The organism is Sphingomonas sp. LT1P40 (assembly GCF_036663835.1).
GTDB lineage: Bacteria > Pseudomonadota > Alphaproteobacteria > Sphingomonadales > Sphingomonadaceae > Sphingomonas.
The window spans coordinates 648424-660362 of record NZ_JAXOJT010000002.1; the positions used below are offsets into that span (position 1 = coordinate 648424).

Sequence of the window (11939 nt, forward strand, 5' to 3'; positions counted from 1 at the left end):
CGGCGCGCAACGTCCGCGTTGCAAGTCAGGCCGATACTTCAAGCGGCTCAACATCTACCGAAACTTTCATATTCTGCGCGCCGGAGCCGAGCACGATGCCATCGATCGGCGCGATATCGGTATAATCGCGCCCGACCGCGACGATGATGTGATCGCTCGCCATCCAGATACCGTTGGTCGGATCGACCCCGACCCAGCCGAGATCGAGTCCGCCCCACAGCAATACCCAGGCATGCGTCGCATCCGCCCCCACCAGCCGCGGCTGGCCGGGTGGGGGCAGGGTGCGCAGATAGCCCGAGGCATAGGCGGCGGGAAGGCCAGCGGCGCGCAGGCCGGAGATCATGATCTGGGCGAAATCCTGACACACCCCGCCGCGCTTATCGAAGGCTTCGCGCGGAGGGGTATCCACCAGTGTTGCGGTCGGGTCGAAATCGAACTCGTCCTGAATGCGCTTGGCCAGCGCAAAGCCAGCCTCCAGCACGCCGCGCGTCGGATCGAGGTCTTTCGCGCACCACGCCGCAATCTCGGCATCCAGCGGGATCAGCGGTGAGGGAAACAGATAGGCCGCCGGACTGCCCGGTCCGGCATCGCGGCTGTTACGTGCCAGTGCCGCGACCTCTGTCAGCGTTGGATCGCTTGGCGAGGGAAACGGGATCGGGCGATCGACGGTAATCCGGCATTTGCTCTCGATCGTCAGGCTTTTCGATGCGTCCGAAACCACCAGCCGCACGACATTGGCCAGCCCCGCCTCCGCCCGCGCCGGCGCGACATGCCCGCCTGGTACCACCGTCAGATCATAGTCGTGGAGCGTCTGGCCCGACCAGTGGATCGGTTTCAGCCGCAAGTTGCAGCGTGCGAACCCGACCGGCTTCGCATAGTCGAACCGGGTGACGTGGCGGATTGAGTATAACATCAGGCGAAGACAAGCCCCGCCGCACGCAACGGTTCCGCGCCCTGCAGGAAATAGCGCCGCGCCACCGCGTCGGACAACGAGCCCAGCAGATTGCCAATCTCGATCAGCCGCCCGTCGTCCAGCGCCGACGCGTGGGCGGTCGTGACCGCGGCGGACAGCTTTGCCGCCAGCGCCTGTTGCGGTTCGGCCAAACCGTCGTCGGACAACACCGGCAAATCGCGCATATGGTCGCAAATTGCCGCCACCTGAAACGCGATGCCGCGCGGATTGCCGGGGTCGAGCGCGACCAGGTCGAGCACCGGCACGCGCGCGATTCCGGTCAGATAGCGCTGGCGATAGCTGATCTGGCTGTCCGCGAGATCGAGTAACGTGGACAGATCGTCGCTGGTCGCGCCCGGGTGACCGAAGGCGTGGATCGCGCGAATCGCCGCCATCGCGCGCTCGATCCGGCGGCCCAGATCGTGAAATCGCCACGCATCGGTGCGCCCGAGATGTTCCGCGCCAAGTCCGGCCAGCGCATAATAGCGCCGCTGCAACGATCCCGCCCGATCGAGCGCACCGCCCTTGGCTGGATAGGGCGCGTCGAGCAGCCGGATCATGTCGGCGGACAGGCGGTCGCGGCTGACCGCGCCGATCCCGCGCGCCTGACGGTTGATCGCGCGCACGCTGGACCCTTCGACTGCTTCCATCGCGGCGCTGGCGAAGCGGGTGAGATCGACGCGCTTGAGGCTGGGCGGGGCCGGGGCCGCCCCCGATCCGACGACGAGGTTCACCAATTGCTGAACCGTCGCCACCGACAGCGCCGCACCGGTATCCGCGCTGATCGAATGGCCAAGCAACGATCGGATCAGCCCGAGCAGCGCCTCGCCACGCTCCAGATAGCGGGCCAGCCAGAATAGATTGTCGGCCACCCGGCTTGGCAATGTCCCGGGATTGCGGCGCAGCTGCGTGGTGTCGTCGGATGCCAGCAGGGTTACCGGCGGCACCGCATCGCTGCCATGGATGACGACGTCCGCCGACCAGCTGCCCTCACCCATCACCGCCGCGCGCGCGTCGGGGTGCTCGCCGATCTGTGCGAAGCCGCCGGGAAGCACATGCCAGCTGCCGTCAGGACCACGCGCCGCGAACACGCGCACGGTGAAGGGTCGCGCGGCAAGGCCACCATCGGCGACCACCGGCATGGTCGACAGCCGCACGACTTCCTGACCGACATAATCCTGCGGCCGCCGCTCGAAATCGGCGAGCAGTGCGGCACGTTGCTGCGGCAGCATGTTCGACCCCAGAACGGCCGCACCATCGCTCAGCACGTTGGTGGCGACGCCGAACGCGGACGCGATCAACATATTGTCGAGATCGTCCGCCACTTCAGCGCGCTCGCGTTCCTGTCCGCACCACCAGGTCGCAATATTGGCGAGCTTGAGGTTTTCGCCGGTCAGCCGCGTGCAGAGGCGCGGCAGGAACGCGGCAAAGGCAAGCGCCTCCAGCATCGCCGCACCCGGCGCATTGGCGACCACCACTTCGTCCGCCGCCATCGCGTCAACCAGCCCGGGCACGCCGATCGTCGAATGCGAATCAAACGCCAGCGGATCGAGCATCCGCGGATCGACCCGCCGCCACAGTGCGTCGATGCGCTTGAGGCCGGCAATGGTGCGAAGGTAAACGCGGTCGTCGCGGACGGCGAGATCGCCACCCTCGACCAGCAAAAAGCCCAGATAGCGCGCCAGATGTGCCTGTTCAGCATAGCTGGGGTTGAATCGGCCCGGTGTCAGCAGCCCGATGCGCGGCTCGGCACGGCGGCAACGTGCCGCCAGCCCGTCACGGAACGCGGCGAAAAACGGCGCGTGGCGTTCGATGTTCAGGCGGCTCTGCAATCCCCCCAGCATCCGCGACATCGCCAGCCGGTTCTCCAGTGCATAGCCCGCGCCCACCGGGGCGCGCAGCTGATCCGCCAGCACGCGCCACTCGCCGGTCGGCCCGCGACACAGGTCGACCGCGACGAAATTGAGGTGATAGCCACCCGGCGGGATCAGCCCCATCATCGGGCGCAGAAAGAACGGGCTGCCCGTCACCAACGCGGCGGGGATATAGCCGCCCGACACCAGTTTCTGATCGCCATAGCAATCCGCCAGGATCGCCTCGAGCAAATCAGCGCGCTGCGCCACGCCCGCGACGATGCCGTCCCATTCGTTCTTGTCGATCAGCAACGGTACTGGCGACAGCGGCCAGGGGCGTTCCTCACCTTCGCCCGCGATGCGGAATCCGGTGCCGATATCCTCGGCATGGCGCTGCGCGCGTTCGCGCACATGATCGAGATCGTCGCCAGAACGCCCGGCCAGCTCCTCGAACACCGCGCCCCAGGACGGATCATCGAGTCCGGCGGCGTAGAGCACATCGGTGGCGGGCGTAGCCGCGCGATAATCGGCGACCCAGCGGGCGGCAATCGTCGCTGCATCGAACAAGGACGTCGCCGCTGCGCTCGCCATATCAACCCCTTTGGCGACGTTGTGGCTATAATCAGGGTGCGGCGCAACAAAGATCAAATGTCGGGCAGTACTTGCGCGGCTTGTCCCCAGCCTTTCAGCGCGCGTCCGTTGGCGCGTTCAATCAGCGTGTCGGCGTCGCGCACGCTGAACAATTGCGGCGTGTCGATGTCGCGCAACTCGCTCCAGCTGACCGGCGCGGCGACCGGCGCGCCGGGCCGCGCGCGGGCGACATAGGGGAGCACCGCCGTCGCGCCCCGCTGATTGCGCAGATAGTCGATAAAGATCCGGCCTTTCCGATCGATCTTGCGGATGCTCGCAGTGTATCGTTCTGGCTCCGCCTGCGTCATTGCGCGGGCAAAGCGGTCGGCGAATGATTTGACGGCGGGCCATTCGGCTTCGGGCGTCAATGGCACCACCACATGCACCCCCTTGCCACCCGACAGCAACGCGAAACTGGTCAGGCCCATATCGGCCAAATGCTGTTTCAGATCATCCGCCGCCTTCTTCACGATCTCGAAAACCAGCCCCTCATCGGGGTCGAGGTCGAACACCAGCCGGTCCGGTTTTTCGACATCCTCGACGCGGGCACCCCAACCATGAAACTCGATCGTCCCCATCTGTACGCACGCCATCACGCCATCGACATCCTCGACATACAGATAGGGTTCGACGCTGCCGTCCTTCTCGCGAATATCGACCTGACGGACATGATCGCCGAAGCTTCCCGCGTCGTGCTTCTGGAAAAAACATTGTTTGGCGCGCCCCTGCGGGCAGCGGACCAGGCTGATCGGGCGGTGCGAAACCCAGGGCAGCAGGATCGGCGCCACGGCCGCGTAATAATCCGCGAGCTCCCCCTTGGTGATGTTCGAATCGGGAAAGATCACGCGCTCGCGGCTGCTGATCTTTACGTCGCTGACCGGTACGTCGGGGGTTGTCGCCGCGACTTCGGCGACAATCTGATCGACCGGCTTGTCCTCACGCAAACCCGTAAAGCTGGCGTGACGAACGACGCCTTCGGAGGTGAATTCGGCAAAGGCAATTTCCGCCACCAGCTTCGGCGTCACCCAGCGCGCGCCGCGCACCGCCGCTTTGGGCGCTTCGACCGGCGCCGTCTTGCGCTCGATCTTTTCCATTCGCGTGACCAAATCGTCCATCGTCGTGGCGTTGAAACCGGTGCCGACCTTGCCCGCATAACGCAGCGCGCCATCCTCGTTCAGCCCGAGCAACAACGACTTCAGCCCGCGTCCTTTCGCGCTGCTCGGAAGCCAGCCCAGAATCACGAATTCCTGCCGCCGCGTGCACTTGGTCTTCAGCCAGCTTTTCGTGCGCTTGCCGCGATAAGGGGCATCGGCACGCTTCGACACGACCCCTTCCTGTCCCGCGCCGCACATCGCATCGAACAATTTCTCGCCCGCGCCCAGCACATGTTCGGAAAACAGCAACCGCGTATCCGCGCCTATGAGCAACGCCCGCAACCGCTCCTTGCGCTCGATCTGCGGCAGCTTGCCGACATCCTCGCCATCCACCTCTATGAGGTCGAAGGCGAAAAAACTGAGGTCCGCGCCGCCGTTCGACAATGCGTCCTGCAAGGTCGAGAAATCGGGCCGCCCGTCCTTGAACGCCACTGCTTCTCCGTCGATCAGCGCCGATTTGACCGGCAGCATGGCGGCGGCCTCGGCAATGCCGGGAAAGCGATCGGTCCAGTCCAGTCCCGATCGCGTGTAAACCTTTGGTCCGCCCTTGCCGATCGCGATCAGCGCGCGATAGCCGTCATACTTCATCTCGTGCAGCCAGCCATTGCCGGAGGGTACGCTATCCACCAGCGTCGCCAACTGCGGTTCGCGGAATGCTGGAAGTTTGCCGGTCGCGGCCTTGGCTGATGCGTTCTTCTCCACTGTCTTTGGCGGTTTCACCCCATCGGCGATCTCCTGCATCGTGCGCCCGGTGGTCACACTGGTCAGCCCGGTCTCGACCAGCGCATCGGTGGCGCCGACAAACCCGTCGTCGATCTTGCGCAACAGCCAGTTCTCGCGCTTTTCCTTGGGGCGCGGCTTCAGCCGGATCAGCAGCCACTCGCCCTGCATTCGCTCGCCGGTCAGGGTGAAATGCAGATGACCTTTCTCCAGATCCTTCGCGCTCTTGCCGGGGATCGGCGCCCATTCGCCCTGATCCCACAGCATCACCGTGCCGCCGCCATATTCCTTCGCGGGGATCGTGCCCTCGAACGACGCATAGGACATCGGATGATCCTCGGTCCGCACCGCCAGCCGCTTTTCGCCAGGATCGGAACTCGGTCCGCGCGTCACCGCCCAGCTTTTTAGGACGCCATCGACTTCCAGCCGAAAATCCCAGTGGAGCCGCGTCGCGTCATGCTTCTGGACGATGAATTTGCGACCCGTACCCGGCGCGATCTCGCCCTTTGGTTCTGCGGTCTTCGCAAAGTCCCGCATCGCATTGTATTTTTCGAGCGGGTCGGCCTTCGCCATCGGTTCAGGCCCGCTTCTTCGCCGGCGGTTTCTTCGCCGGCGCCTTCTTTGCCGCCGCCGGTGCCTTGGCCCCCGGCTTTTCCAGCGACTTCTTGAGCGCGGCCATCAGGTCCACGACATTCGATCCGCGCGAATCCGCCGACGCGTCCTTGTCGTCGATAATCTTGCGATTGCCTTTCTGCTTCTGCTTGCGCTCGATCAACCCCTTCAGCGCATCGACATAGCGATCATGGAAGGTCGCCGGATCGAATTTCGCCGCCTTTTTCTGGATCAGCGATTCGGCCAGCCCCAACAGATCCTCGTCGGGCTCGATGTCGGGAATGTCGCGGAAATAGCCCTGCGCCTTGTGCACCTCATCGGCATAGCGCAGCGTCTCCAGCACCATACCGCGTCCGCATGGCTTCAGGCTGACGACATATTCGCGCCCGCGCATTGCCAGCTGGCCGAGGCCGACCTTCTTCGTCCGGCGCAGCGCCTCACGCAGCACCACGAACGCCTCTTCCGCCAGATCGTCGGCGGGGACCACGAAATAGGGCTTCTCATAATAGAGCACGTCGATCTCATGCGCGTCGACGAACTGGGTCAGTTCCAGCGTCTTTTTCGACTCGAGCTTGACCGCGTCGATCTCGTCCTGATCGAGCAGGACATATTCGCCCTTTTCGACCTCGAACCCCTTCATGATCTCGTCGGTATCAATCGCGCCGAGGCCGGGTACGACCTTCTCGTACTTGACGCGCTTGCCCGAGGGTTCGTGGATCTGGTGGAACGCGACTTGTGCGCCCGACTTGGTTGCGGTGTAAATCTCCACCGGGATCGAGACGAGCGCAAGGCGGATTTGTCCCTGCCAATAGGCGCGTGCTGCCATGATCTTGTTCCCACTCGTTGCGAAGCCGATTCAAAGCGTGAGCGCGGGAGTCGTTCCCCCAGCAAAAGCGTGACGTCGCAGATTGTTCTGATAGCTTCCGGCGATGACACCCCAATTCGCAACGCTCGACTGGATCGTGGTCGGCCTTTACGTCGTCGTGCTGCTGGTCGGCGGCTGGCTGTTTTCGCGGTTCAAGGCCGACGATGGGAGCGATTACTTCCTTACTGGCCGCACCGTTCCGGCATGGCTGGCGGCGGTGTCGGTGCTGTCGGCGACGCAATCCGCTGCAACGTTCCTCGGTGCGCCGGATTACGGCTATCGCAGCGACTATACCTATCTGGGCGTGGTCCTCTCACCGATCCTCGCCGCGTTATTTGTGGCGCACGTCCTGATCCCGCGCTTCTACGCGATGCGCGCGACGACGGTTTACGAGCTGCTGGAACACCGGTTCGATGCGCGGGCGATGCGCGCGGCGGGGGGCATGTTCCTGATCGGGCGCGTGCTGGCCGGCGGCGCGCGCGTCTATCTGGCGGCGATTGCGATTGCGATGGTGGCGTTCGGCAGCATCGATGCGCAGGCGATCATCCTGTCTGCCGCAGGCGTCATGCTGGTCAGCTTCCTGTTCACCTTTCACGGCGGGCTGAAATCGGTGATCTGGAACGATTTGATCCAGTTCGTGATCTATGCCGGGTCGGCGCTGGCCGTGCTGGTGTTCCTCTATACCTCAATCCCCGCAAGCAACGCCGAGCTGATCGACGCGCTGCGCAACACGCCGGACGGGGGAAACAAACTGCGGCTGTTCGACTTCTCGACCGATTTGTCGAAGCCGTTCACGGTGCTGGCGCTGTTTACCGGCCTGTTCCTGTTGAACACCGCCAATGCCGGTCTCGATCAGGACACGACGCAGCGCTTGCTCGCAAGTCCCGATGCCAGGACTGGCGCGCGCGGGCTGATCCTGTCGGCACTGGCAAGCGTGCCGCTGATCGCGATGTTCGTGACGATCGGGCTGCTGCTCTACATCTTCTACAACCGCCCCGATTTGATGGGCGCACAGAACCAGGCTGCGACCAGCTTCGCGGGCGAGAAGGTCACGGTGTTCGTCCATTATATCCTGACGCAGGTGCCGCCGGGGCTGCGCGGGCTGGTGACGATCGGCGTGACGGCGGCGGCGGTGGCGACGACCAATTCGGCGCTGAACGCGATGTCGTCGGTGATGATCAGCGACTTTTACAAGCCGTGGAAGGATCGTCGCGGCGGGGCCGAACCGAAACATTATGTCCGCGCCGGGCGCTGGGGGATGGGCGCAGTCGCCATCGCTATGTTCGCGATGGCGGTGCTGAGCTTCTACTGGCAGCGGCACACCGACATGCCGCTGCTGGAATTCGCGTTGCAGGTGATGGTGTTCGCCTATGCCGGGCTGCTCGGCGTCTATTTCGTCGCGGTGTTCACGGGGCGCGGCAACAGTGCGTCGGTGATCGCCGCACTGATTGCCGGGTTCGTCACCGTGCTGCTGATGCAGCCGTGGCTGATCGGCCAGACCGGGCTGTCCTTCCCGTATCAGCTGTGCATCGGGACATTGGTCGCGGCGCTGGTCGCGGCGATTCCGGCGGGCCGCAAAACCGCATTGACATAGTCAGGTTTCCATTACATATAGTCGCCATAAGCTGACACTAAGTCAGGGACGAATGACGTTGTAATGCGAAACAGGTTGAAAGTGCTGCGCGCCGAACGCGACTGGAGCCAAGCCGAGCTTGGCGGGTATCTGGGCGTGTCGCGTCAGGCCGTGAACGCGATCGAGACGGGGAAATACGACCCCTCGCTCCCGCTCGCCTTCCGCATCGCGCGACTGTTCGACCTGACGATCGAGGAGGTGTTCGATGATGCGTGAGGCAAGCGACGGACTGGCGGAAGCACGCAAGCGGCGGAACCGGCTGCATCTCATCATCGCGCTGTTGATGGGCGTCGGCGGCGTGATCGGCTTCATGTCGGCGATGCTGGAGACGAAAGACGGCGCGTTCCTAGAGGGGATTCCCGCCGAATGGGCGATTGCGGCGTCGGTGATGCTGGTCGTCGCCATCGGCTTCGGCGGCTGGCGCTACAACCTTGCCACCGACGAACTCGACCGACGTGACAGCTATTGGGCGTCGGCGATGGCGCTCAACGTCTATTTGATAGCCTATCCGGTCTGGTATCTGTGGTGGCGCGGCGGACTGATGTCCGAACCGAGCCACCAGACGATGTTCGTCATCACCTTTCTGGCGATGGCGGCAAGCTATGGCTACAAAAAGATAAAACCCTGATAATCAACGCAACTTCATGCTTGGAGATGAGAATGTCGAACCTGTTTCTGCGCGCGGGCACCGCGCTCACGCTGCTCTTCGTATCGCCTGCCGCACTCGCGCAAACGGCCCCCGTGCCCGCGCCAGCTGTCGAGACCAAGGACGCCGATCCGGCTTTGTGGGTGGTCAAGGACGCGGACACCACGATCTATCTGTTCGGCACCGTCCATATCCTGAAGCCGGGCCTTAGCTGGTTCGACGAGGCGGTAAAGAAGGCGTTCGACGAAAGCGGCGAGCTGGTATCCGAAATCGGCGCGACTCCCGATCCCGCCGCCATGCAGCCTTTGGTCATCAAATACGGGGTCAGCATGACCGGGCCGACGCTGACCGAAAAGCTGCCCGAGAGCAAACGCGCCGCCTTTGCGAAGGCGATGGCCGATGCCGGCGTGCCGCTGGCTGCAGCCGACCGCTTCGATCCATGGCTCGCGGCGGTTCAGCTGTCGATGCTGGCGGTGGTCAAGGCTGGCTATGATCCGGCGAGCGGCGTCGAGGAGGCGCTGAACAAGGCCGCCAAGGCTGCGAACAAGCCGATCACAGGACTGGAGACGGTCGAGCAACAGTTCGGCTTCTTCGATTCGATCCCGGAAGAGGCGCAGGTCAAGTTCCTGGTCGAGACGGTCGACCAGCTGGCCGACGCGCCAGCCACGCTCGACAAGATGGTCGGTGAATGGGCAACGGGCGATGCCGACGGTCTCGCGGTGCTGATGAATGACGGGCTGAAGGCTGCGCCCGAACTGTCGAAAATCCTGCTCGCCGACCGCAATGCGCGCTGGGCCGAGTGGATCGACACGCGGCTCGACAAGCCGGGCGTGGTGTTCGTTGCGGTCGGCGCGGGCCACCTTGCCGGGGCCGAGAGTGTTCAGGCGATGCTGGAGAAGCGCAAGATCAAGACGACGCAGATCAGATATTGAAGGTGATGCCCGCGGCTACCGGCTGGTGACTGCGGGCGCATCCGCCCAATCCCCTTTGGGCAGCCGTGCCGGATCGAGCATGATGTGGCGGATGCGTTTGCGGTTGTGCGTGTAGGTGATGTGGACGCGCCCGTCGCGCGCCTGCATCACCGCCGGATAGGCATAGCCGGCCGGCAGCATCGCATTCTCCAGCGTCAGCACCCTGCGCCAGCTGACCCCGTCGTCGGACAGCGCGACGTTGATCGGATAGCGGAAGCCCTTGCCGGGCCGCTCCAGGCTATGGCTGCTGTGGTTATAGACGATCAGTTGTCGCCCATCGGCCAAGGTCACCGCGTCGGTACCGGAATTGGGATTGGGCAGGTCGATCGCGGCGAGCGGCGACCAGCTTTTGCCGCCGTCCTTTGACCAGGTCGTCGCCAGCATCCCCTGTCGCGTTCGCGCCACCGCCTGTAGCCTGCCGCCCGCATGCCGCAGTACGCTCGGCTGGATCGCGTCGATCCGCTCGGGCGAGGCGACCGGGGCCGAGCGCTGCCAGCTTTTGCCGCGATCCGCGCTGCGTTCGAAATGCAGCGCCCAGCGATTGCCCGCCGCCTCGGTACTCGACGGCGACAACCATGTCCCGTCCGCCAGTTCGACCGGCTTGTTCTTGATCGGGCCGAGAATGCCGTCGGGCAAGCGGCGCGGCGCACTCCATGTTCGCCCGTCGTCGGGCGACGTGATGACCATGCCCCACCAGGTCTGCGGACTGGGTCCGACTTTGTAGAACAGGGTCAGCGGGCCGTTGCTCGGCTGGAACAGCACCGGGTTCCACGCGGGCTGGCGCGGTTTGCCCGGCGCGACCCCCTCGGCCACCTTGATCGCGCGCTGCCAGCGGCCGTCAGCATAGCGCGCAATATAGATGCTGACATCGGGATTGCGCTCCTTCGTCCCCCCGAACCACGCCGCCATGATCGTTCCCTCACGCGTTTCGACGATCGTCGAGGCATGAACTTCGGGATAAGGCGCGGTGTCAAAGGTAAAGCCTGCGCTGACCACTGGGGACGGTTGCGCAGTGGCAGCACCGGGTGCGAGAAAGACGAAGGCGAGCGCAAGCGCTGCGCGGAAATGGCTGCTGAACATATAGTAATACTAATGGAGATTTGCGTGGCGTCGAGTCCGCGCGTCAGAACAGCTGCGGCTGACGCTTGGGCGGCTCGACCGGTGCGCCGCCACGCCGCCGTGCCAGTTCGATCTCCGCCGTGTAGCGGATGTCGACATCGCGATCTGCCAGGAACTTGTCGAGCGAATCGTCGTCGATCTCGCTCCACGCCTTGCCGCGATCGGGGCCATAGCGCACGCGCGGCAACAGGCCGGGCAGCTTCGACCATTCGATCAGTTGCGCGACGCTGACGGTGTTGAGCATGTCGCGCAGGTGGAATGCGGTGACATAGGCGTCGGGGAACGCGCGATGCGCAGGCAGGCCCCGCTCATGCTCCATCCCCTCCGGCATCCGGTAATAGCGCAGGAATTGGTTGGAAAATCCGGGACTGTCGGTCCACAGCCTTAGCGCGCATTTGTACGTGCAGATCCAGTCGGCACCCCGTGTCAGCGCAGGCGTGCAAAACTGCTCCTCGAAACTTGCGCGATGCGCCGCCAGCGCCACGCGGCGCGGCCATGGGTTCAGGATCGGGCCGGTCACGTCGTGCCACCACGGCGCGTCCGCCACATCCTCGTCGCGGATATGATGAATCGCCATCGTCAGCGGCGGTATCGGACGTCCCGGATTGACCAGCCGGTTGCCGCCCTCGCCATAGAGTTCCCAGCGCCCGTCTGCGCCGATCGCGACATCCTGCCAGCCGATTTCGCACACGCCATGCTGCGGCGGCTTCTCGCCGGTGGTTTCGAGGTCGATGACGCGGATGATCTGGGGCGGTGGGGCCATGCCTCCATGTGGCGATCCACG

At 64.3% G+C, this 11939-nt stretch carries 10 protein-coding genes; 4 read left to right on the top strand and 6 right to left on the bottom strand.

Features of this window, described 5'->3' with window-relative positions; genetic code table 11:
- Nucleotides 1–25: 25 nt before the first annotated feature.
- The 4 genes from U1702_RS14600 to ku are packed head-to-tail and all read right to left on the bottom strand — an operon-like array spanning nucleotide 26 to nucleotide 6747.
- The gene (locus U1702_RS14600) at nucleotides 26–913 is read right to left on the bottom strand and encodes a transglutaminase family protein (protein ID WP_332725891.1); all 888 of its coding nucleotides are present in this window, start codon (nucleotides 911–913) and stop codon (nucleotides 26–28) included.
- On the bottom strand, nucleotides 913–3396 hold the full coding sequence (locus U1702_RS14605) for a circularly permuted type 2 ATP-grasp protein (RefSeq protein ID WP_332725893.1): 2484 nt from the start codon (nucleotides 3394–3396) through the stop codon (nucleotides 913–915). Before U1702_RS14605 ends, U1702_RS14600 begins: the two co-directional genes overlap by 1 nt.
- A gap of 53 nt (nucleotides 3397–3449) precedes the next feature.
- The gene (ligD, locus tag U1702_RS14610) at nucleotides 3450–5882 is read right to left on the bottom strand and encodes a DNA ligase D (protein WP_332725895.1); all 2433 of its coding nucleotides are present in this window, start codon (nucleotides 5880–5882) and stop codon (nucleotides 3450–3452) included.
- Nucleotides 5883–5886: 4 nt separating this feature from the next.
- Nucleotides 5887–6747, bottom strand: a complete 861-nt coding sequence (gene ku, locus U1702_RS14615) for a non-homologous end joining protein Ku (RefSeq protein ID WP_332725897.1) — start codon at nucleotides 6745–6747, stop codon at nucleotides 5887–5889.
- 103 nt (nucleotides 6748–6850) lie between these two features.
- Between ku and U1702_RS14620 the strand changes: the two genes are divergently transcribed.
- The 4 genes from U1702_RS14620 to U1702_RS14635 all read left to right on the top strand — a co-directional run bounded on the left by U1702_RS14620 (nucleotide 6851) and on the right by U1702_RS14635 (nucleotide 9997).
- Nucleotides 6851–8380, top strand: coding sequence for a sodium:solute symporter family transporter (locus U1702_RS14620; protein ID WP_332725899.1), 1530 nt, complete (start codon nucleotides 6851–6853; stop codon nucleotides 8378–8380).
- A gap of 63 nt (nucleotides 8381–8443) precedes the next feature.
- Nucleotides 8444–8635 (top strand): helix-turn-helix transcriptional regulator, encoded by a 192-nt coding sequence (locus tag U1702_RS14625; RefSeq protein WP_332725901.1) that lies wholly within the window; start codon nucleotides 8444–8446, stop codon nucleotides 8633–8635.
- Nucleotides 8625–9047 carry a hypothetical protein gene (locus U1702_RS14630; RefSeq protein ID WP_332725903.1) on the top strand — a complete coding sequence of 141 codons (423 nt, stop codon included), beginning with the start codon at nucleotides 8625–8627 and terminating at the stop codon, nucleotides 9045–9047. The genes U1702_RS14625 and U1702_RS14630 overlap by 11 nt, the downstream gene beginning before the upstream one ends.
- A 32-nt stretch (nucleotides 9048–9079) precedes the next feature.
- Nucleotides 9080–9997 (top strand): TraB/GumN family protein, encoded by a 918-nt coding sequence (locus tag U1702_RS14635; protein ID WP_332725905.1) that lies wholly within the window; start codon nucleotides 9080–9082, stop codon nucleotides 9995–9997.
- Between the two features lie 15 nt (nucleotides 9998–10012).
- On the opposite strand, the gene U1702_RS14640 is transcribed toward U1702_RS14635, so the two are convergent.
- Both U1702_RS14640 and U1702_RS14645 read right to left on the bottom strand, forming a co-directional pair.
- Nucleotides 10013–11116 carry a sialidase family protein gene (locus U1702_RS14640; protein WP_332725907.1) on the bottom strand — a complete coding sequence of 368 codons (1104 nt, stop codon included), beginning with the start codon at nucleotides 11114–11116 and terminating at the stop codon, nucleotides 10013–10015.
- A 43-nt stretch (nucleotides 11117–11159) separates the two neighbouring features.
- Nucleotides 11160–11918, bottom strand: coding sequence for an exonuclease domain-containing protein (locus U1702_RS14645; protein WP_332725909.1), 759 nt, complete (start codon nucleotides 11916–11918; stop codon nucleotides 11160–11162).
- Nucleotides 11919–11939: the final 21 nt, after the last annotated feature.